The sequence below is a fragment of the Candidatus Omnitrophota bacterium genome (genome assembly GCA_028715965.1).
Lineage (GTDB): Bacteria > Omnitrophota > Gorgyraeia > Tantalellales > Tantalellaceae > JAQUQS01.
Map to the genome: position 1 here is coordinate 20,566 of JAQUQS010000002.1, position 22,414 is coordinate 42,979.

Annotated in this window: 23 protein-coding genes; all 23 read right to left on the reverse strand. The window is 52.5% G+C overall.

Annotated elements, in window-relative coordinates:
- Positions 1–97: 97 nt before the first annotated feature.
- Positions 98–730: a lysophospholipid acyltransferase family protein gene (locus tag PHH49_01250; GenBank protein MDD5487569.1), complete on the reverse strand. Its 633-nt coding sequence runs from the start codon at positions 728–730 to the stop codon at positions 98–100.
- 7 nt (positions 731–737) lie between these two features.
- Entirely contained in the window at positions 738–1,433 is a 696-nt protein-coding gene (gene cmk / locus PHH49_01255; GenBank protein ID MDD5487570.1) for a (d)CMP kinase, read from the reverse strand.
- A complete protein-coding gene (locus PHH49_01260; protein MDD5487571.1) occupies positions 1,417–2,271 on the reverse strand; it encodes a prephenate dehydrogenase in 855 nt (284 codons plus the stop codon). The genes cmk and PHH49_01260 overlap by 17 nt, the downstream gene beginning before the upstream one ends.
- A gap of 19 nt (positions 2,272–2,290) precedes the next feature.
- Complete coding sequence (aroF, locus tag PHH49_01265) at positions 2,291–3,307, reverse strand: 3-deoxy-7-phosphoheptulonate synthase (protein ID MDD5487572.1); 1,017 nt, start codon at positions 3,305–3,307, stop codon at positions 2,291–2,293.
- Entirely contained in the window at positions 3,304–4,464 is a 1,161-nt protein-coding gene (hisC, locus tag PHH49_01270; GenBank protein MDD5487573.1) for a histidinol-phosphate transaminase, read from the reverse strand. The genes aroF and hisC overlap by 4 nt, the downstream gene beginning before the upstream one ends.
- A gap of 45 nt (positions 4,465–4,509) precedes the next feature.
- The gene (gene pheA, locus PHH49_01275; GenBank protein MDD5487574.1) at positions 4,510–5,586 is read right to left on the reverse strand and encodes a prephenate dehydratase; all 1,077 of its coding nucleotides are present in this window, start codon (positions 5,584–5,586) and stop codon (positions 4,510–4,512) included.
- A complete protein-coding gene (scpB, locus tag PHH49_01280) occupies positions 5,564–6,391 on the reverse strand; it encodes an SMC-Scp complex subunit ScpB (protein ID MDD5487575.1) in 828 nt (275 codons plus the stop codon). Before scpB ends, pheA begins: the two co-directional genes overlap by 23 nt.
- On the reverse strand, positions 6,370–7,179 hold the full coding sequence (locus PHH49_01285; protein MDD5487576.1) for a segregation/condensation protein A: 810 nt from the start codon (positions 7,177–7,179) through the stop codon (positions 6,370–6,372). The genes scpB and PHH49_01285 overlap by 22 nt, the downstream gene beginning before the upstream one ends.
- A 27-nt stretch (positions 7,180–7,206) precedes the next feature.
- The gene (gene trpS, locus PHH49_01290) at positions 7,207–8,214 is read right to left on the reverse strand and encodes a tryptophan--tRNA ligase (protein ID MDD5487577.1); all 1,008 of its coding nucleotides are present in this window, start codon (positions 8,212–8,214) and stop codon (positions 7,207–7,209) included.
- Positions 8,215–8,244: 30 nt separating this feature from the next.
- Entirely contained in the window at positions 8,245–10,731 is a 2,487-nt protein-coding gene (gene infB / locus PHH49_01295; GenBank protein MDD5487578.1) for a translation initiation factor IF-2, read from the reverse strand.
- A 27-nt stretch (positions 10,732–10,758) separates the two neighbouring features.
- Positions 10,759–12,120 (reverse strand): transcription termination factor NusA, encoded by a 1,362-nt coding sequence (gene nusA / locus PHH49_01300; protein ID MDD5487579.1) that lies wholly within the window; start codon positions 12,118–12,120, stop codon positions 10,759–10,761.
- Positions 12,121–12,150: 30 nt separating this feature from the next.
- The gene (locus PHH49_01305) at positions 12,151–12,621 is read right to left on the reverse strand and encodes a hypothetical protein (protein MDD5487580.1); all 471 of its coding nucleotides are present in this window, start codon (positions 12,619–12,621) and stop codon (positions 12,151–12,153) included.
- A 188-nt stretch (positions 12,622–12,809) separates the two neighbouring features.
- Positions 12,810–13,352, reverse strand: a complete 543-nt coding sequence (locus tag PHH49_01310; protein ID MDD5487581.1) for a hypothetical protein — start codon at positions 13,350–13,352, stop codon at positions 12,810–12,812.
- 4 nt (positions 13,353–13,356) lie between these two features.
- The gene (locus PHH49_01315; GenBank protein ID MDD5487582.1) at positions 13,357–14,070 is read right to left on the reverse strand and encodes an FAD-dependent oxidoreductase; all 714 of its coding nucleotides are present in this window, start codon (positions 14,068–14,070) and stop codon (positions 13,357–13,359) included.
- A gap of 14 nt (positions 14,071–14,084) precedes the next feature.
- Positions 14,085–14,444 carry an STAS domain-containing protein gene (locus tag PHH49_01320; protein ID MDD5487583.1) on the reverse strand — a complete coding sequence of 120 codons (360 nt, stop codon included), beginning with the start codon at positions 14,442–14,444 and terminating at the stop codon, positions 14,085–14,087.
- Complete coding sequence (locus PHH49_01325) at positions 14,441–14,893, reverse strand: arsenate reductase ArsC (protein MDD5487584.1); 453 nt, start codon at positions 14,891–14,893, stop codon at positions 14,441–14,443. The genes PHH49_01320 and PHH49_01325 overlap by 4 nt, the downstream gene beginning before the upstream one ends.
- Before the next feature lie 6 nt (positions 14,894–14,899).
- Positions 14,900–16,624: a proline--tRNA ligase gene (locus tag PHH49_01330; protein MDD5487585.1), complete on the reverse strand. Its 1,725-nt coding sequence runs from the start codon at positions 16,622–16,624 to the stop codon at positions 14,900–14,902.
- A gap of 30 nt (positions 16,625–16,654) precedes the next feature.
- Positions 16,655–17,761 carry a flavodoxin-dependent (E)-4-hydroxy-3-methylbut-2-enyl-diphosphate synthase gene (gene ispG, locus PHH49_01335; protein MDD5487586.1) on the reverse strand — a complete coding sequence of 369 codons (1,107 nt, stop codon included), beginning with the start codon at positions 17,759–17,761 and terminating at the stop codon, positions 16,655–16,657.
- Positions 17,758–18,900 carry an RIP metalloprotease RseP gene (rseP, locus tag PHH49_01340; protein ID MDD5487587.1) on the reverse strand — a complete coding sequence of 381 codons (1,143 nt, stop codon included), beginning with the start codon at positions 18,898–18,900 and terminating at the stop codon, positions 17,758–17,760. Before rseP ends, ispG begins: the two co-directional genes overlap by 4 nt.
- Positions 18,897–20,036, reverse strand: coding sequence for a 1-deoxy-D-xylulose-5-phosphate reductoisomerase (dxr, locus tag PHH49_01345; protein MDD5487588.1), 1,140 nt, complete (start codon positions 20,034–20,036; stop codon positions 18,897–18,899). Before dxr ends, rseP begins: the two co-directional genes overlap by 4 nt.
- A 62-nt stretch (positions 20,037–20,098) precedes the next feature.
- Entirely contained in the window at positions 20,099–20,911 is an 813-nt protein-coding gene (locus PHH49_01350; GenBank protein MDD5487589.1) for a CDP-archaeol synthase, read from the reverse strand.
- Positions 20,904–21,602, reverse strand: a complete 699-nt coding sequence (locus tag PHH49_01355; protein ID MDD5487590.1) for an isoprenyl transferase — start codon at positions 21,600–21,602, stop codon at positions 20,904–20,906. Before PHH49_01355 ends, PHH49_01350 begins: the two co-directional genes overlap by 8 nt.
- A 96-nt stretch (positions 21,603–21,698) precedes the next feature.
- A complete protein-coding gene (locus PHH49_01360) occupies positions 21,699–22,370 on the reverse strand; it encodes a flagellar motor protein MotB (GenBank protein MDD5487591.1) in 672 nt (223 codons plus the stop codon).
- Between the last annotated feature and the right edge of the window lie 44 nt (positions 22,371–22,414).

Below are 22,414 nucleotides of genomic sequence, written 5' to 3' on the forward strand. Positions count from 1 at the left end.
TGCTTATTGTACCGCTTTTCCAAAAAAGATGCAAATGATTTATATAAAAATAAGGGCTGTAACGCCTTTATTTACCGAGCAATAAAACTTCACGCCGTCACGTGGCCAGGGACGCTATCCTATCCATTATATATCTGGATATACCGTCATAATCCTTCCGGTCACCACCGGTCGAAGAGAACAATTCCCCGGGATAAACGGGTTTACCCACCCATACGGTCATCCTGGTCCCCGGTTTGAGCTTGCCCCCTTTAGGTAAGGCGTTCAGGGACCCCTCGATATACACAGGGATAACGGGCACCTCCGCCTTAGCCACAAGAAAACCTACACCCCGCTTGGCTTCCCGCAAACTGCCATCTTCTGACCTCGTACCTTCGGGGAATATAGCCACAGCCCGGCCTTTTTTAAGCCTGCCAAGGGCTTCCTTCAGGCTTGATACCCCGCCACCAACGCGGTCCACCGGGATACAGCTCACGGACTTGGCCCACCATCCCCACCGAGGTGAGTCAAAAAGTTCCTTTTTGGCCATGAAATCCACGTCCTTGCCCAGGAACGCCGTACCTACCAGCGGCGGGTCCAGAAGGCTTACGTGATTTGCTACTATTATGTAAGGAGGTTCGGGGATGTTCTCGCGCCCGTGATAGGTCACCCTGAAAAATATTCCCAGGAACATGGCCAACAGTCCCCTGGATATCCTGAAAGGTATGTTCTCGAAGAGTTTTTTGCCCATAAACGTCTTACCCGGCGGTGCTTTTCACATGTTCGACGATCAACAACACCACTTCGTCTATGGAAAGCCCGGTAGTATCCACGATGACCGCGTCATTGGCTTTTTTGAGCGGCCCCACTTCCCTGGTCATATCGCTCGCGTCCCTCTCTCGCAGGTCGTCTGCTACCTCTTCACGGGTTACATCACCGCCCTTCGCGCGCATCTCGGCGAAACGCCTGTCCACCCGTTCATCGAACGCGGCATCAAGATAGAACTTGTGTCTGGCGTCCGGCAATACGACCGTAGTTATGTCCCGTCCCTCCATCACCGAACCGCCGGAGCCAGCGACCATTTTTCGCTGTAGCCTTACCATGTTCTCGCGTACACGCGGGATCCCGCACACATGCTTCACGTTACGCGTAACATCCATGAGACGTATATCCTCCGTAACATCGCGCCCATCAAGCATGACTCGCGCGCCTTGCCCCTCCAACGCGGGCTTTTCGAACCTGAAGTCTATGTTGTCCGAAAGAAGCGCGACGGCGTCCTCGTCGAACATATCCACGTTCCCGCGCATCACTTTGAGCGTAAGGGCCCGGTACATCGCGCCGGTATCCACATATATGTAGCCTAGCTTGTCGGCCACCATCCTGCTTATGGTGCTCTTACCGCTACCCGCCGGCCCGTCAATGGCCACGGCTTCGATCTTATTTGAAGAAAGCATCCCTGGTCTCTTTCATTTTCCCGATCTTTTTCTTGAGAGCCGAACGGTCACCCTTGACCATGATCTTCTCTATCGAAGATATCTCTTTCTTGTATCTCTTGATGGCGGCAAGGACGTTCTTTTTGTTGGACATGAAGATATCGCCCCAGACCTCGGCCGCGGAAGAAGCTACACGGGTGGTGTCCCTGAACCCCGTAGCGAGCAGGCAAGCGGGGAACTTCTTCTCAAGCGTCCCGACCAGCGCGTACGCGGCTATATGAGGCAGATGGCTGGAGAACGCCAGGTTCCTGTCATGCCGGGCCGGCTCAATGGACCATACTTTCGCGCCCAGGGCCTCCCAGAACCTTGTTAATCTCTTCACCTTTTTTTCCCGGGACCTGCTCGGGGGGGCACTAACGAGACACACGCTTTTCTCGAAAAGATCCGCTGTCGCGCTTTCCACCCCGGCCTTTTCGCTGCCGGCCAATGGATGGGACCCTATGAAAGTGAACCTGTCCTTATATTTCGCGGCGTACTTTACGATCTCCTCTTTTGTGCTTCCCACGTCGGTAACGATCACATTACCGTCTCTTCTTATCACCTTCCCCAGCTCATCAAGGTTCTTTTTTATCGTACCCACCGGGGTACATATGACGATGATATCCGCGTCTTTGACGGCCTCACCATAGTTGTTCACGTATCCGGTCGTAAGGGCTTTTGCCTTAACGGCCCTTTTCAGCGAACTTTCCCGGCGAAACACGCCTACCACTTCCCTGGCCAGACGTTTTTTCATCAAGGCCTTGCCGATAGATCCTCCTATCAGCCCCATGCCTATTATGGTGATCTTGTTATATTCCATACACACCGCCATGTTTGGATCAGACTTCTCTTCCTACGGCTTCCGCCACCTTCTTGAGGTCCTCCATTACACCCGCGAACTTCTCAGGCAGGAGCGACTGGTCGCCGTCCGATACCGCGTCTTCCGGGGAGGGATGTACCTCTATCATGAGCCCATCGGCCCCGGCCGCGATAGCCGCCCTCGACATGGTCCCGACCATACCCCACCTGCCGGTACCGTGCGACGGATCGACCACTACCGGAAGATGCGTGGAACACTTAAGCGCCGGTACCGCGTTAAGGTCCAGCGTGAACCTCGTATATGTCTCGAACGTGCGGATGCCACGTTCACATAGTATGACGTTGGAATTCCCGCCGGCCAGTATATACTCGGCGCTCATAAGGAATTCTTTTATCGTATTAGCCATGCCCCGTTTAAGGAGCACCGGGATCCTTGTCTTTCCCACTTCCTTCAAAAGGTCGAAGTTCTGCATATTCCTGGCGCCTATCTGTATCATATCGCAATACTTGAGCATAAGATCTATGTTCCTTATGTCCATCAGTTCCGATACCACCTTTAGCCCCGTGATCTTTCCTGCCTCCGCCATGTATTTCAATCCTTCTTCGCCCATGCCCTGGAAACTGTAAGGCGACGTGCGCGGCTTGAAGGCCCCTCCGCGGAGCATGGTAGCCCCGGCTTCCTTAACTTTGAGCGCGGTCTCAATGAGCATATCACGGCCCTCGATGGAACAGGGGCCGGCCATCACCACAAGTCTTTTCCCTCCTATCTTCACTCCGCCTCCCACATCAATCACTGTGGGTTCGGAACGATAATCAAGCGACGCCAGCTTATAGGGTTTCAATATCGGAATGACACGCTCGACGGCCGCCATACCTTCGAAAGGCATTTCCCTGACCACGTCCTCCCGGCCGATCACACCTATGATGGACCTCTCCACGCCTTCGGATATCCAGGGTTTAAGCCCGAGACTTTCTATCTTATCTATTACGTGTTTTATATCTTCTTTTGTCGCTCCGGGTTTAAGTACTATTATCACTTTCCTTCTCCTTTTCCGCCAGCCTGGCCCTTAGCGCAGACCTTCATCCGGTCCCTGGGAACAGCATCCAGCGCTTCTCTCAACATATCAAGGAACATATCGTTCTCTTCCCTGAACCCAATACTCACACGTATATACCCATTGAGCCTCCAACCGGACATTTCCCTCACTATCACGCCCTTTTTCAGGATATATTCGAAGACCTGCCGGGAATCCCTGAACGTGTCTATGAGTATGAAATTCGTCCGCGAGGGTTTGGCATCAACGTCCATTTTACCCAGCTCCGCGAACATCCTTTCCTTTTCGGCGCTAACAAGACCGACGGCTTTTTCCACATACGCCTCATCCCCCAGCGCGGCAAGCGCGCCGGCCTGCGCCACGGAATTTATGTTGAACGGGTCCCTGACCTTGTTGAGAGCTTGTATGATATCGGGACGTGAGACCCCATACCCGAGCCTGAGCCCGGCCAGGCCATATACCTTAGAGAACGTCCGGGCAACTATCACGTTCCTGTCCGCCCTGGAAAACACGTCCGGAATGGTCTCGGGATAATCTTCCCCTCTGGCGAACTCGTAATAAGCCTCGTCCAGAAAAATAAGCACGTCCTGCGGCATGCTGTCGATGAAAGCGTCAAGCTCCTCTTTTGTAACGTAACATCCCATAGGATTGTCGGGATTCGCGATAAAGACTATCCTGGTCTTTTCGGTGACCGCTTCACGCATACCCGCAAGATCATACCTGAGCCCCTTCGCCGGTACGGCCACTACCTCGGCCCCTTCCGATATCGCGCTTATCCTGTACATAAGGAACGTTGGGTCGGCCATTATGACCTCATCGCCCGGCTCCGTGAATGCCCTGATAGCCATAAGTATCACATCGTCGGACCCGTTACCGAAGATAATGGTATCTCCCGGCACCCCGAGCTTTTCGGATACTGCCTGCCTGAGATAATAACATCCGCCATCCGGATACCTGTTGACATCACCGATCGCTTCGGTCATGGCCTTTATCGCCGCTGGTGACGGCCTCATTGAATTCTCGTTGGACGCCAGCTTAACCACATTATCCAGGCCAAGCTCCCGTTTTATCTCACTTACGGGCCTGCCCGGTCTATATGGGTCCAGTTTTTCCAGTGATCTTCTGTATCTTAACGTCATTTTTCCTTCTCCGATCTATCCTCCCGCGGGAGGGACTTTACATAATTATTTACGCTCGCCGGGATACGACCCCAGGACCTTGAAGAACTGGCATTTCTTCTCAAGGTCACCCAGTGTCCGGGCTATCTTAGGCGATACTTCGTGGCCGTCCATGTCCACGAAGAAATAATATTTCCACAGCCCTTTCTTTGACGGACGGGACTCGATCTTCGTAAGGTTTATCCCTCGTCTTTTGAAAGAAGCCAGCATATCGTGCAATATCCCGGGCTTATCCTTTACCGAGAACACAACAGAGGTCTTGTCCTTCGAGGAAGGCCTGCTGGCATGCTTGCCGACCACAAGGAACCGGGTAACATTGGTCGCCAGGTCCTCGATCCCCCTCGCGGCTACTTTGAGCTCATATTTTTTAGCGGCCACTTCACTCGCTATGCACGCCGATCCCGGGTTCTTTGACGCCAGTTCCGCGGCCTTGGTCGTGGACGCGACCTCCCGGAGCTTTGCCATCGGCAGGTTCTTCTCTATCCATCCCCGGCACTGGCCGAAAACGTTCGGATGCGAATACAGCACCTTGACGTTCTTGAAGTTACCCGTTCTCGACAATAAACATTCCTTTATCGGAAAATATATTTCCGAACATATCAAAAGCGGAGAGTCAACGAACATGTCAAGCGTATGGTTGACCGCGCCTTCGGTCGAGTTCTCTATCGGCACCACGCCGTAATCGGCGTTGCCTTTTTCCACTTCCCGGAACACGTCCGGGATAGTATCACATGATATGTACGAAACGCTTGAACCGAACTTCTTCATCGCCGCCTGGTGCGTGAACGTGAGTTCCGGTCCCAGGAACGCTATTTTCATCGGGTGTTCCAGAGAAAGGCACGCTGACATTATTTCCCTGTATATCGCCCTGACGGACGCCGACGGCAGCGGCCCCTTGTTCTTCTTGGACACGCTTTCGTACACCTGGGATTCCCTGTCGGGGCTGTATATCTCCTGGCCGCGTTTCTTCTTCGACGCGCCTATGGCACAACTTACATCGGCCCTTTCATTGAGAAGCCCTATTATGTGAGAGTCTATACCGTCGATCTTTTTCCTGAGCTTATTCAGATTTTTCTGGCTCATGACCTTCCCTCTCGTTTGAATGTTCTTCCTCCGGCCCCGGATCCATGCCACCAGCCGCGTTCGGCCCTTCCTCGGATGTTTCCGGACCCGCGACAGGCACAGGCATATCGTCCTTGCCGCCAGTCCCTACATCCCCATCGCCTGCCGGTTCAGGATTTTCCCCGGTAAAAGCTCTCGCCTTTTCCTCGAATTCCAGGAACGCCCGGTCTTCCTCCACATCGGTATATTCGCTCTTGTCGTCACCGACCGGCAGGACATCCTCGTGCCTGCCGTAGTCCAGTTCCTCTTCAGAGAATTCCCTGAGCGCCGGAAGTTCGTCCAACCCGCCCAAACCGAACACCTCAAGGAACTTTTCGGTGGTACCGTAAAGCAGGGGTTTACCGATAACGTTCTTACGGCCTTTTATCTGTATGAGCCCTTTATCTATTATCGTCTTGATAACGCCGCCCGCGTTGACCCCACGCACACTTTCTATCTCGGCGCGCGTCACAGGCTGCTTATATGCTATGATCGCGAGGGTCTCGAGCGAAGGCCCTGTGAGCCTGTCAGATTCCTTTTCGTAGAGCCTGTTTATCCACGGCTGGTACTCCGGCTTTGTCACTATCCTGTGTCGGCCGGCGATCTCCGCGATCTTGAACGCCCGCTCGGGAGCTTCATAATCCCGGGAAAGGGACTCCAGCGCCTCGTTTATCTCCTTGAGGTCGAACTCCTCGATCGCCCCCTTGAGATCCTCGGTCTTGATACCTTCTTCCGACACTATGAGAAGTGCTTCTATTATGCTTTTTAGTTTTCCGATCCTGTCCATGTCCCGTCTTCCGCTTCTATACTTTCTTCCCCTTCTGTCCTGCCTCCTTCGGCCGGAGCTTTTTCCACCTCGGGGTTCCTTATCACCTCTATGTCATCGAAAACGCTCTTCTGGACCGCGACAACTTCCCTCATTTTCATCAGCTCTAGTATCGCCAGGAAGACGGTGATGACCTCTTCCCTGGTACAGGAGTTCGAAAAAAGGGAAGAAAAAAGGATACGCGGCGTTTTCGCGAGTATATGGTATATCTCATGTATCTTTTCGCTTACCGTGAACTTATTACGTACCACCTGGTGAAAAGTCTCTTTGGGTACGCTCGTCAGGACCTTCTGGAAAGCCGTTATAAGGTCAAAGAGGCTGGCCTCAAAATACTCTTCCCCGTCCCCCGACAGGAAGGTCTCCGGCTCCCCCGCGCCGCGCCTCACGAATATATCCTTATGACGTTCACGCATCTCGGCAAGCTTGTCCGCGGCATCCTTATACTTCTTGTACTCCAGGAGACGTTTCACGAGTTCCTCCCGCGGGTCAGCCAGCTCTTCTTCCTCCGGCTCCTGTTCTTCCCTGGGAAGCAGCATCTTACTCTTTATGTGTATAAGTGTGGCCGCCATGACAAGGAACTCCCCGGCTATCTGGAGATCAAGCATTTTCATGAGCTCAAGATATTCGATATATTGCGCGGTTATCCTGGATATGGGGATATCGTAAATATCGATCTTTTCCTTTTTGATAAGGAAAAGCAGCAAGTCCAGTGGTCCTTCAAAAATGTTAAGTTTTACCTTATACGTCATAGGTATTCCCGGGCTCAAGACCCCCGGTCAGAGAATGACCTGGTGCAGGCATTTTTTGACCTTGGTCATCGTCTTCTGGGCTGCCCTTCTGGCCCTGACGGCCCCCTGTTCAATGATCGCCTTCACGTCCCCGTCCGACAGGCTTTCCCGTTTCTTGCGGATAGGGTCCAGAAAAACGTTAAGCGCGGTGGCCAACTTTTCCTTGACCTCCACATCGCCCACGTTACCCTGCCTGTACCGTTCCTTGAGATCCTCCACCTCATCCTTGTTCGGATTGAACACATCATGATACATGAAAACCGGGTTCCCCTCGACCTTTCCCGGGATATCTGCCCTTGTCCTGGAGGGGTCCGTGTACATGCTGAATACCTTTTTCCTCACAACGTTCGCCGGGTCGGAAAGGGATATGAAGTTCCCGTAACTCTTGGACATCTTCCTGTTATCCAGACCCACCAGTTTTGATACCTTGGTAAGTATCGGCTCGGGCTCGGCGAATATCTCACGATCGTAAAGAGAATGGAAACGCCTAATTATCTCCCTGGCAAGCTCAAGATGCGGCAGCTGGTCCACCCCGACAGGCACGGCATTAGCCCTATAAAGCGCTATGTCCGCCGCCTGAAGCACCGGATACCCGAGAAAACCGTATGTAGCGATCATCCTGCCTTTTATCTCGCGAAGCTGTTCTTTATAGGTCGCGCATCTTTCCAGCCATCCCAGGGGAGTAAGCAGCGAGAACGTCATCGCGAGTTCCAGGTGTTCAGGCACCATGCTCTGTACGAATATAACGCTCCGTTCGGGGTCGATCCCGCACGCCACCCAGTCCTTAACTATCTCAAAGCTGTTCTTCTTTATGTCCGACGGTTTTTCATACTCGGAGAGGAGCGCATGCCAGTCAGCGACCATGAAAAAACATTCGTACTCCTCCTGCATGCGTACGTAATTCTCTATGGCGCCCACATAATGCCCCAGATGCAGGCTCCCCGTGGGCCTCATGCCGCTTAGTATGATCTTCCTGGCCGTTCTTTCACTTTCCATCCCGTGTCCACCTCACCATCGCTACCGTGATCACTTTGTGAGCCTTCTGGCCACTTTTTCCACTATGTACGCCTCTATGATATCGTTCACCCGTATATCGGTGAACCCTTTGAGCGATATACCGCACTCAAAGCCTTCCTTCACTTCCTTCACATCGTCCTTGAACCTTTTAAGCGCGTCTATCTCCCCGGTGTGTATGATCTCGTCCGCGCGCTTTACCCTTACCATGTCTTTCCTGTGTATAACGCCTTTGATGACCGAACATCCGGCTACCTTGCCTATCTTGGTCGCCTGGAACATCTGTTTGACCTGCGCCGCGCCCTGGTATACTTCCTTTTCCTCCGGTTCCAGCAGGCCTTCCATACCGGCCCGCACATCGGCTATCGCCTCATATATGACCTCATACATACGATAGTCTATGTTCTCGCTTTTAGCCATCTCTTCGGCTTTACCGTCTATCTTGACATGGAATCCTATGATGATCGCGTTCGATACCACTGCCAGCATCACATCCGACTCATTAACGTTACCGACCGCCGAATGTATTATATTCAGCTTCACTTCGCTGGTCGCAAGTTCCCCGAAGGAATGCTCCAAAGCTTCCATCGACCCCTGCACATCGGCTTTCAGCACGATCTTAAGTTCTTTGACCTCCCCTTCCATTATCTGGGTATGCAGGTCCTCCAATGTGACGCGGTGCCGGCCGAATATCTTCTTTTTATGCGACTGGCTCTTTTTGAGGTCCGTAAGGGTCTTCGCCTTTTTCTCGTCCTTTACCGCGAAGAACTCCTCTCCCGCCTCCGGAAGGCCCTGGAGCCCCAGCACCTCCACCGGAGTGGACGGAAGGGCTTCTTCCACCCTCTTACTCGAGTTATTGAGCATCGCCTTGACCTTGCCATAGTTCGATCCGCAGAGCACTATGTCCCCGGGCTTAAGCGTACCGTTCTGCACAAGAAGCGTAACTACCACGCCTTGACCGGGTGTTTTCCTGCTCTCAATTACCACACCCCTTGCCCTGAGGGTGGGGTTGGCCTTAAGTTCTAACATCTCGGATTCCAGCATGAGCATCTCCACCAGGGAGTCCACGCCCTGCCCGGTATGCGCGGATACCTCTACCATTATCGTGCTTCCGCCCCATACTTCGGGAGCGAGACCTTCTTTCTGCAGTTCCTGTTTGACCTTATCGGGCTGCGCCCCGGGAAGATCGCATTTATTTATAGCCACGACTATCGGGACATTGGCCGCCCTCGCGTGGTCTATAGCTTCTTTTGTCTGGGGCATCACCCCGTCATCCGCGGCCACGACAAGGACAACTACGTCGGTCGCGTGGGCACCCCGCGCGCGCATAGCCGTAAAAGCGGCATGGCCGGGAGTATCAAGGAACGTTACCGCCCCTTTGGATGTTTCTACCTTGTACGCTCCTATATGCTGGGTTATCCCGCCCTTTTCATCTTTCGCCACCATCGTCTTCCGGATATAATCCAAAAGCGACGTCTTTCCGTGATCGACATGGCCCATGAACGTAACAACGGGCGCGCGGGAGACAAGATTCGCCTTCAGGTTCTCCTGCTGCTCTCCCACAAGGTCCTTTTCTATGGACTCAACCGTTTCGCCAAGCTCCAGGTCATACCCGAAGTTCGCCAGTATATCCCGTACCGTCTCCTCGTCAAGGTCCTGGTTTATATTCGTGAAAGCGCCCTTGGCCATCAGGTACTGCAATACCTGGTTGGGTTTTATGTTTATCCTGGGGGCCAGGGTACGCACACTTACGGGAAAATGCACCTCAAGCTTCTGCGGCGCTTTCCTGGCGGAGGCCTGCTTGGTCTCTTCCGCCTTGCCCGCGGATAGCCTGACCTCCTCAAGGGAAGCCGGCCTGCGCGGCCGCTGTCCGATAGCCGCTTTCTCGATTATCTCGATATTATGTTTTTTGCCCTTTTGCTTTCCCTTTTTGGTGTAGGATTTCGGTATATGGGCTTTTTCCACGATCTCGATAGCGGGTTTTTCTTTTGAGACCTTTTTTTTCTTCTTGCCCAGGAGGTCCTTATCCTCTTCTTCCTCGTTGCTCACCTCCGGTGCCTTCTCCTCTTCCGGCACGCTGACAGGCGCTCTTTCTACTATCTCTATCGCCCTTTTGCCCGGCACGTCTATGGTTATGGTATCTTTTTTCGGCGCCTCATCGACCTTCTCCTCTTCTTTCCCTGGAGCGACAGCCTCGGGCTCTTTCTCCGGTGTTTCTTCTTTCTTTTTCCGGCCTTTTGTCTTTTTAGCGGGCTTTTTTTCTTCCTCGGCGGGTTCGGTCGTTTTCTTCTTGACCACCGCCTTTTTAGGCTTCTTTTCCTTTTTTGGTTTTTCAGGCACGGAAGACCCGCCCAGTTTTATGCGTACCAGGGCTGCTATCTTATCGCCTATCTGGCTGTTACCATCCTCGGCATCCATGTAAAGACGCCTGAGTTGGTCGAGCACTTCGTCGTTCTTTACGCCAAGTTCTTTCGCCAGATCAGAGACCTTAATACCCATATTTATTCGACCTTTCGGATTACTTGTTTAAGATTGATCAGCTACTTCTTCGTCTTTCTCCACTTCCCCGGTATCAGCGGAAGCGTCTTTATCTTCCCCCGGGACGTCCTCTTCATCTTCAGCGGGACTCTCGATGTTCGCGAACACATCACCCGCTTTACTCCCTTCGCCGGTGGAACTCTCATCCGCGGACGCGTTCTCTTCCGTTCTTTCCGCTTTGCTGGCTTCTTCGGCCTCACGTTTTATCTGTATCAGTTTTTCTATGGCTTCGCGGGCCGAGCTGATGATCTTCTCAGCGGTCTTCTCTCCGATACCGTTCAACTTGGACAGGTCATTCACGCTGGCCTTCGCAAGCCTTTTAGCTGAATAGTAGCCCGCCTCTTCAAGCGTTCCCATCATCTTTTCCCCTACGCCCGATACATCTGAAAGCGGCAGGTCAAGCGCCGCGTCCTCATCGGACTCCGCGACCAGTTCCCAACCCAGGAGCTTGGAAGCAAGGCGTATGTTACGCCCCTTCTTCCCGATGAGAAGTGAAAGCTGGTCCTTGGGCACAGTAAGCGTTATCGTGTTGTTCTCCCTGTCTATTACCATGCGGGACACTTCCGCGGGGCTTATGGCGGCCGGCAGATATTCCCTTATATCGTCGTCCCACTTTATTATGTCTATCCTCTCCCCATGAAGTTCCTTGACGATGTCCCTTACCCTGGAACCACGCATACCCACACACGCGCCTACGGGGTCTATCTTATCATCCTTTGAGTAAACCGCGAGCTTCGTACGTTCCCCGGCTTCCCTGGCTATCGATTTGATCTCCACTATACCCTGAGATATCTCCGGCACTTCCAGCTCAAAAAGTTTTTTTACGAACCCCGGGTCCGTACGCGACAACACGAGCTCGGGACCTCCGGTATTCTTGTCCACCTTTATCAGGTACGCCCTTATGGTCTCGCCCTGATGGAATTTCTCACGCGGTATCTGCTCGTTCTTCGGGAGGATAGCCTCCGCGTCGTCTATCTCGACTATTACATTACCCTTTTCGAACCTGTGCACGGACCCGCTTATTATCATGCCTTCTTTTTTCTTGTACTTATCGAATATCACGTCCCGTTCCGCCTCGCGTATCTTCTGTATTATGACCTGTTTGGCGGTCTGCGCGGCTATCCTGCCGAACCGTTCGCTCTTGATCTCTTCCCCCTCGGAATAAACGCCTATCTCCCCGGTCTCCTTATCTACGGTCACCGTGATGTCTTCTTTGGAGATCTCGGGATCATCTATGACCTTACGCGCCGCGCTTGCCAGGGCGCTTTCTATCGCCTCGAAAAGCACGTCCTTGCTTATCCCTTTTTCCCGCTCTATTCTTTCGAGTGCAGTTAACAAAGCTCCGTTCATGTTATATCTCCGTTCTTTCCTGATATCTTGTTATTTTTTCTTCCTGAAATATAATTTCACTTTGGCCAGGTTCTTCTTGTCCACGGTAATTTTACCCTCGGTCCCGTCCTCCAAGACAAGCCCGGTCTCCTTGTTCCCGGAGATCAACTTACCCGTGAGCATATTCTTTCCGTCCATGGGTTCATGCAGCCTGACCTCGACCTCCCGCTCCCGTGCCCATTCGAACGACCTTTCGGTATCCAGTTCGCGGTCAAGCCCCGGAGAGGACACGTCAACGACATAGCCGTTGGCATACATGCCTTCTTTTTCGAACCATCTGCCAACAATCTTGTTGAGCTCTCCGCATTCTGAAGCGGAAATCCCACCTTTTTTATCTATAACAATCTCGAAATGAGTCGTTCTGCCGGGTTTTGTCCTTATATCCACAAGCTCATACCCCATGGACCCACATTGTTCCACGAGAAATTCCGCTACTTCCCGGGGCACTTTCATAAAAGACATGTCCCTACCTCTCTTTTCGATATTTCCCCGACATTCACACACTTACCCCTTATAAAAAAATAAGCGGGCGGTACGGCCCACTTACTCATAAGTTGAACTCTATGTGATTTTAGTATAATAATATAGAGTTGTCAAGGTCTATCGCCCGGCAAAGAAGGCATAACATCCAGGCGAAAAATATATACGAACTAGAACCCGGAGACAGCTTCGGTCTCTCCCTCAAACCTGCCGTTGTCATCATAATAGCTGTTCACCTCACCAGCTACCGTAGGCTGGGGAGTGTATTCTTCATCTGGGTCGATGCCCTCATCCCCTATATATTGCTTACTTACCAGGTCCCCCGACATATTGTATGTTTTTCTCTCTTTTACGCGCCCATCCGCCCCATAATAAGTCTCGGAAACCATGTTGCCATCAGTATATACGAATTTTACGGCTGCCCATCCGTCAGCGTTCTCCTTTAGCTTGCCTTCTTCGTCGTAATTGGCTTCCTCGAGCTTATTGCCGTCCATATCGAACTTTTGGTATAGCTCCAGATTCCCGTTCTCGTAATAATCATCCTTTTCGGTCATCCCGCCGGATGGATCGTCCTTCTCTATCTCCCGTACTTTGCCATTGTCCCAGTATTCCTTTTTTGTGCTGTCCGTCCCGGAGTTCAAGGACAAAGCACAACATGTTACAGCGACCAGCGCGCCCATGAGGACCAGGATCATAGAGATCATCTTATTCATGTTATCAATACCCCGCGAAATTCTCTATTATGGTATGCTCTTCAGGAATATGCAGTTTTTCCCGGAGCATCCCGGTAAGACACGTTACCATCCCGGGGGGGCCGCATGTATAGAAGATCCTTTCAGCGTAGTCTGGGACCTCCCTCTTGATCATCCCCTCGTCTATAACCCCGGTGCATCCCCGCCATTCTTTCTCCGCGGCATACGGCGACGTAAGTGTATATATCAGTTTGAGATGAGGGTTCTGGGCCGCCATCCCGTCCAGGTCTTCCCTGAACACGATATCCTTTTCCTCATTGTTGCTGTAAAAAAGGGCAATATCACTCTCGAGTTCTTTATCGGTCGCGTATTTACAGATACTTCTGAACGGGGTTATCCCGATACCTCCTGACAGCAAAGCGATCTTCTTATGTTCTCCCTCAAAAGTGAACTTGCCATTAGGCATTTTTATCTTTACCGGGTCACCGGGCTTAAGTTCCATCAGGGCATTTGAAAAATCACTTCCGGTAAGCCGTTTAGTGAACTCCAGGTATCCTTGTTCTGTGGGAGAGCTGGAGAACGAGAACGCCTTGGTCTTTTCCTCGCCGCCGACCGGTATGGTCAGGAGAAAATATTGTCCGGGCCTAAAATCCGGGGCACCCGTCCGATCGAACCGAAAACTTTTCGCCGTATCCGTTCTCTGTATGGTCTCTATGACCCTGGTATCAAGTTCCGTCATGTGCGCCTCCTTCCTCAGCCGGACATCGCTTCAACGGCTTCTTCCATACTGTCGTATATCCTTATCGCGTCGCCTATACCAAGAAGCTCCATCATGTTCTTTTCTTTCTCGCCCGCGTTGAATATCCCTATCTTCAGGCCATCGGCCATATTCTCTTTTATAAAGTTCATCATGCAAGCGAAAGCCGACGTATCTATCCGGGAAAGGTCTTTCATGTCTATCGCAAGCCCCTTAAGGTTCGCGGACTTATCCACTTTTCTGCACACATGCTGAAAATCGGGGGTCGTATACGCGGTAAAATCCCCAATTACCTTCATTATGCGCACGCCGCTCTTTTCCCCGACGTTCTCCATACGCCCCTTGCCCGACATCATGCCTTGTCCCCCATTGAGCTGACCCTGACGAATATCCATCCCTCTATCCTTTCGCGGATATCATCACGCACTTTCCTTGTCTTCTCGAGTTTTTCCTCATACGTACCGGTAAAAGTGGACGGATCGTCAAAACTCCAGTGCTCTTTCCGGCCATTTCCCGGGAACACGGGACACTTTGCCGCCGCGCTCTCATCGCAAACGGTTATTACGTGGTCGAATTCTTTTCCGCTTTCCAGTACCTCCCGGACGGATCTCGTCCGGTTCGCGGAAATATCTATACCTATCTCTTTCATCACGTCCACCGCTATCGGGTTGAGTTCCCCGGGCTCCAGCCCGGCGCTTTCCGCCTCGAAGATATCCCCTCCAAGGTAATTAAGGAAAGTCGCGGCCATCTGGCTGCGAGCGGAATTGTGTATACATATGAAAAGTACTTTCTGCATTCCCTTCATCCCCGGTCATTTCCCCCTACCGGCTTTTACTGCATCCTCCACCTGGCCTGCTATCTTATCCCTGTCCACAAGTGTTTTTATCCCGCCGGCGCGCTCCTTAAGCTCTACCTTACCCTGATCAAGCGCCTTGCGCCCAACGACCACCTGGTATGGGAACCCTATAAGATCGGCGTCCTTGAATTTTATACCGGGAGACCTGTCCCTGTCATCGAGTATCGCGTCTATTCCAGCCGAAATAAGCGCGTCGTATATCGCCTCCGCTTCACGCATCAGTTCCTCGTCGTCCCTTTTGACCGGTATGACAACGACTTCGTAGGGGCTCAGGGCGACAGGCCATATTATCCCGTCCTTGTCATAGCTCGTCTCGACCAACGACGCCAGTATCCTGTTCACGCCTATACCGTAACAACCCATGACTATGGTGTTCTCCTTGCCATCCGAGTCGAGATATCGCGCTTCAAGGGGTTCGGAATATTTAGTGCCCAGTTTAAACGTATGACCTATCTCAATAGCGTTCTTTATGTTTATATCAGCTCCGCATCTCGGGCATTTATCTTCCTCCGTAATATTGCGGAGATCCGCCCACTCGCCGACATTGAAATCCCTGCCGGGCACAACTCCCGTAAGGTGCCTGTCCTTTTTATTCGCTCCCGTCACCGCCATAGTAAGGCTTTTTACGGAATTGTCCCCAATTATCCTGGCGGAGATATTCCCAACCGGACCGGAAAACCCGACAGGCCCACCGGTGACCTCGAATATTTTGCGTTCGTCCGCGAGCTCGAGCCGTACTACACCAAGGTATTTCTTTATCTTGGCCTCATTAGCCTCATGATCACCTCTCACGAGAACGGCTACTGGCTCATCTTCCGCCATATAGATCAGGGTCTTGATCACCGCTTCCGGCCCGACCTTCAAAAGACCGCTCACGGCCTCTACGGTGGATACTCCGGGTGTGTCCACTTCTTCCATAACGGGGGACGCCTCCCCGGTGGAAGGTCCCGGCACGAACGTTCCCGCCACCGCGGCCACTTCCGTACTCGCGGAATACCCGCATGAAGGACAGTTCACTATCCTGTCCTCGCCTATCTCGCACGGTACCATGAACTCATGCGACCCCGCGCCTCCCATCATGCCGGTATCGGCCTCGACAGGAACGTACCCTATCCCGCATCTTTCGAATATGCGGCAATAAGCGGCATACATCTTTTTGTAGTTCTCTTCCAGCCCTTCCTCCCCCGTATCGAAAGAATATGCATCTTTCATTATGAACTCACAGCTGCGGACGACACCGAAACGCGGCCTTACCTCATCACGGAACTTTGTCTGTATCTGGTACAACGTCAGAGGAAGGTCCTTATAGGACCTGACTTCCCTGGCCACAAGGCTTGTAACGACCTCTTCATGCGTAGGCCCAAGAGCCGTTTCCCTTCCATGCCTGTCCGTGAACTTTATCATGACGTCACCGATAACGTCATAGCGCCCGGTCTTCTTCCATAGCTCGACAGGCTGCAGGGCAGGCATCAAAAGCTCTATAGCACCGGCCTTCGCCATCTCTTCGCGTATTATGCCCTCTGCCTTTTTCAGTATCTTGTATCCCAGAGGCAGGTATATATAAGCCCCGGCCGTGAGCCTCCGGATAATACCGGCCCTGACCATCAGTTTATGGCTTATGGCCTCCGCGTCCTGCGGGTCCTCTTTAAGCGTAGGCATGAAAGACTTACTCCACTTCATCGTATCTCCTTTTTTCTCCCTGGCGCTTCGTCATCGGCCGCGAGCGGCCTGGCCATCTGCGCGCCTTCGTTCTTTTATCTCTTCAATAAGCTCCCTGACAGCCATGGAAGCGTCCACGGTCTTTGTAATACTGCCTCCGCTGAAGATCGCGGCCCTTTTGTTCCCAAAGGCCACTCCCACATCAGCTGAGGCGGCCTCTCCCGGGCCGTTGACCTCACAGCCCATGACCGCTATGGTAAGCGGCGTTCCCGACGGGTTTTCTTTCGCGAGTTCCGCCTCGACCTCTTCGACTATCGCTGCCAGGTCGACACCGCACCTGCCGCACGTAGGACAGGAAATAATATCGTCACCGAACTTCCTCACACCGGACGCCGAAAGTATCTTCCTGGCGGCGTGCACCTCCTGTACCGGGTCCCCGGTAAGAGATACCCTGATAGTGTCCCCAATGCCGTCAATGAGCAGCGCCCCTATCCCCATACTTGACTTGACGATCCCGGTAGATAAAGGCCCCGCGGCGGTCACACCCACATGGAGCGGATAGTCGCATAACTCCGACATCTTACGGTAACACATGACCGTCGTGAACACATCGGATGCCTTAAGAGAAAGTACCAGGTCCTGGAAACCTCTTTGCTCAAAGAACTCGAGGGAACGGAGCATGGCTTCGACCATCACATCGGGCGCGTCACCTTTGCCCCCGGCCATTTCCATGAGCGATCCGGAATTTATCCCTATCCTGATCGGTATATGTCTCTCACCGGCCGCGTCAACGACCCTGGCGAGCTTTTCCGGGTCTTTCATGTTCCCCGGATTGATCCTAATTTTATCGGCACCGGCATTTATGGCCGCAAGCGCCAGGTTATGGTCGAAATGTATATCCGCCACCACAGGCAGCCCCGCCGCTTCTTTTATGGGGGCTATGGCCGCAGCGGATTCCTTGTCCTTGACCGACACCCTCACGATCTCACAGCCGGCATCCTTGAGGCATTGCACCTGGGCGATAGTGGCCCCGATATCGGCGGTATATGTATTCGTCATCGACTGTATGCTCACGGGATGGCCGCCACCGAGTTTAACCCCGCCCACGCTCACGACCCTGGTTATGCGTCTTTTTACGTTATTCATCCAGTCGTTCACTTCCCTCCGGCCGAGGCATTGCCGCCACTGGTGATATCGGCCCCTGTCTTTTCCACGGCCGTGACATCGGGCGCGTTCTTAGCCCTCGGTATCAGTTTGGATATATCCTGCCAGCTTATGAACACAGCAAGCGTTATCAGGAGGTAAAGCGCCACCTGTGTCACGTTCTCCTGCACTTTCACGCTCACCGGCCTTCCCCGGAACTTTTCCAACGCGATGAATATTATATGCCCTCCGTCAAGCACCGGGAACGGCAAAAGATTGAATATGGCGAGCGCCATGCTGACATGGGCCGTTATTATAAGAAGAGGGACTATGCCTAACTTGGCCGCCCGCCCCATAAGACTGGCTATGCCTATCGGCCCTGATACCGAATCCTTCACCGGCAATCCGCCGGTTATAAGCAGCCATATGCTCTTGTACGTGGCCGCGGTAAGCGTAAGCAGACGCTTTCCCGCGTGATAAAAAGCCCCGCCAGGACCGTACGACACCGACAATATATCACTCTCCGGCGCTATCCCTATCATGGGCCGGGATATCCTCTGGCCAAAGATATTGGTGACCGTGCTTATCTCCGGCTTTATGTTTATACGCAGGACATTTCCGTTCCTCACCACACGCAGGTCCAGTTCTTCCGACGTTTCATGATCTTCCTTTATCGCGCCCACTATATCATCCCAGTACTTCACATCGTGCGTGTTTATGGACAATATCTCGTCACCGACCTCAATGCCGGCTTTCTCGGCCGGATATCCCCCAAGCACCTGGCCCACTTTGTTGGAAAGTGTCGGCACCCCTATCATGAATATGATCCAGAACAGAAAAAAAGCGAACAGATAGTTCACTAAAGACCCCGCCGCGATCACCCAGAAACGATGTCCCGCGGGGCTTAAAGGATATTCCCCTTCCTTGCCGGTGGCTTCGCCCGGTTCCTCACCGGACATCTTGCAATATCCGCCGAACGGGATCAGGGAAAGCCTGTATTCGGTGCCTCCTACTGTCCATCCCAGGAGTTTTTTCCCCATGCCGATCGAGAATACCTCGACAGTTATCCCGAAACGTTTCGCGGCCACAAGATGCCCGATCTCATGCACCATGACCAGTATACTGAAGACCACAAGAGCCACTATTAGGGTCAACAAAACCTCAACACCTCCTCACGGGCCCATGCCTCGGCCGATATAACATCATCGAGCGAAGGGACCTTTATGTTTTTATGCTGTTCCATGACCTTCTCCACGAGTTCCGGGATCCTTGTGAACTTGATCTTTCCGTCCAGGAACATATGTACCGCGCTTTCGTTCGACGCGTTAAGCACCGCGGGCATGGTGCCACCCGCGTCCAACGCTTCATAAGCCAGCGCGAGCGCCGGGAACCTCGCGGTATCGGGTTCGGTAAATGTAAGTTTCCCCACGGACACGGGGTCCAGCCTTGGCAGGCTGTTCTCGAACATATCCGGGAAACTAAGGGCCGTGAGTATCGGGAACCTCATATCCGGGCTGAAAAGGGATGCCGCCATGGTCCCGTCCAGGAACTCTACCATGGAATGTATGATAGCTTCGGGATGTATTACCACCTTTATCCTGTCCTGCGGTATATCAAAAAGCCATCGGGCCTCTATCACTTCAAGCCCCTTGTTCATCAAGGTCGCCGAATCCACCGTTATCTTCCTGCCCATACTCCATTTTGGGTGGGCCAGGACATCCGATACACTCATATTATCGAGGTTCTCCCCGGACCTTCCGCTCAAAGATCCTCCCGTTCCCGTAACGAAAAGCCTTTTAACATGGGCTTTGTCCCTGCCGTAAAGACATTGCATGATAGCGCTGTGCTCACTGTCCACCGGCACTATCTCCGCGGATGTACCTTTTACGGTATCACGAAGTATCATCCCGGCCGACACTACGGGTTCCTTGCTGGCCAGAGCGACCTTTCTCCCGGCTTTAAGCGCGGCTATCAGCGGTTTAAGCGCCGCTGTCCCGGATATGCACATGAACACGATATCCGCTTTCACGGCGCCAGCTATATCCTCAAGCGCTTCCGCGCCGCCTGTTATCTTTATGCCTTCCAACGCGTTCTTAAGACCGGTAAGACCGCTCTCATCGTATATCGCCACTATATCGGGCCTGAATTCAAGGGCTTGGGCGACCAGTAGGTCCGAGTTTGACCTGGAGACCAGGGCTTTCACCCTGAATTTTTCGGGGAACGAACGTATTATGTCCAGTACGTTCCTGCCAACTGACCCGGTCGATCCGAAGATCACGATATCTTTCATAAACCGCTCTTCCAAAATGTAGTTATGTCCATGGCATTCCGCGTGACAGCATCTGGAACGCGCTAGAAGGTCTTAACATAGAAATAAAATATCGGGGCAGTGAACAAAAGACTGTCTAAAAGATCGAGCACTCCCCCTATGCCCGGCAGATACGCGCCCGAGTCCTTTATATTACAGTTCCTCTTAATAAGACTTTCCGCGAGATCCCCGACCTGCCCTATCAATGCCAACATAAACCCCAGCACCATAAGATGGGCGTAGGAATACCCTGTCAGGAACTTACCTGATATCATTGATATGATAACACTTGTGGCCACCCCACCCAGGGTGCCTTCGACCGTTTTTTTCGGGCTTATACGCGGGATAAGCTCCCTTCTCCCGAAGCGGCTCCCGATAACATACGCTCCCATATCGGCGCTCTTCGTGACAAGGACCAGGAACATCACGAGTTCCGACCCGTTGGGCAGGAATTTTATCTTAACGAAAAAAGAAAAGAACCACGCTATGTAGAATAGACCGAACAATGTAAGCGCCGCGCTTATGAGATGGTCCCCCGCGTCGTCACGCCTGGCGAACTGCAGGGTAAGGGCCAGAAGGCTCCCAACGACGATAAGAAGAGGCTCCAGGTTCTTGATCTCCGGCAGGCTGTTCCCCATATATATGACCACGGGTATGAGCGCGCCCGTAGCCGTGCCGAAATACTTATATACGAATATCTTGCGGTGTTCGACCATGTGGAAGAACTCATAAAGACCGCAGGCAACAAAAGCGCATATCACAACGCAGAACACCCAATTAGGCAAGCGGAAGATAGCCGCGAACACAAAAGCCATCAGGACAGCGCTTACTATGGTCCTCCTTAGGAACTTACTCACCGAACCTCCTGTCCCTCCGCCCGTATTCCTCCAAAGCCTTATCAAGTTCCTTCACATCAAAGTCCGGCCATAATGTCTCGGTAAAATATAACTCGGAATAAGCGGACTGCCATAACAGGAAATTACTAAGTCTCTGCTCGCCGGAAGTACGTACTATCAGATCGGGATCGGGAAGCCCTGAAGTGTACATATACCCGGACAAAAGCTCCGGCGTTATCGAGCTTACCCGCAACTCACCGCTCCTATCGGCCTCATATATGCTCGATACCGCGTCACATATCTCCTGCCGGCCCCCATAGTTGAGCGCGAGAGAAAGCACCATCCCGGTATTCCCGGACGTTTCCTGCTCGACCCTCTTTATCGCTTTTTCAAGCGACGCGCCAAGGTCCCCTATCCTGCCTATGGCCTTGAACCTTATGCCGTATTCCGACAACATCCTGCTGTAATTCGAGATCGCCTGTTCAAGAAGTCCCATTAGCGCCTTGACCTCGTTCTCTGGCCGGTTCCAGTTTTCGGATGAAAATGTATACAAAGTAAGCGCTTTTATCCCCCGTTCAGCACAAGCCTGGCTGATAACGTTGGCTATTTCGACACCTTTGCGATGCCCCATGATGCGCGGCTGGTTCCTTCTTCGGGCCCACCTGCCGTTCCCGTCCATTATTACAGCGATATGCTCCGGCAATTTACTCATGATATCCTTCTAAAACAGAAAGTAGAGGCATGCACCTCTACTTCCAGTCACCATAAAAGGGTGAAACGCGCATTAAGCATCACCTTGATATATACATTACTTTATGTTGCTGTCAAAAGCGTCTATGTCCTGCCTTTGTTCCACGAAATCCGGAAGTATCACTATTTCCACGCGCCTGTTCATCGACCTGCCCGCGGCTGTATCGTTCGAAGCTATCGGCCTGTGCTCCCCGTAGCCTGTAGCGGACAATTTATTCGGGGACACGCCCTGGGAGACCAGGTAATGCAGTACATTGGTAGCCCTCGCCGTCGATAGTTCCCAGTTGGACTTCCAGTTCGAGTATTTTATCGGAACGTTGTCCGTATTCCCATAGACCCCTATGTTCTTGTCCGGGACCTCTTCGGTGATGACCCTTGATACCTTGTCCAGGACCGGGGAGACCTTGTCCTTTATTTCTGACTTACCGGAATCAAAAAGTATGTCGTCCGAAAGTATGATGACAAGCCCCCTCTCATCCATCTCGAGAGAAACGCTTTTATCTTTGATCTGGTCTTTTAAACGGCTTTCCAGCATCCTTTTGACATCCTCGAAATGAGCGCGTTCCTTCGCCCGTTCGGCCTCCAGGTCGCTTATCTGCCTTTCCAGCTCGGTTATCTTCGTCTTGCTGCGTGGATTCTGCTTGTAGAAATTCACGGCACAACCCGACACCATGAACCCCGACATCAAGACAAGAACAGTGAGTAATGTCAAATATCTTTTCCCGCGCATAATATCCTCCTTCTGGCCTTAGCCAATATCTCCCCGGCAACAAG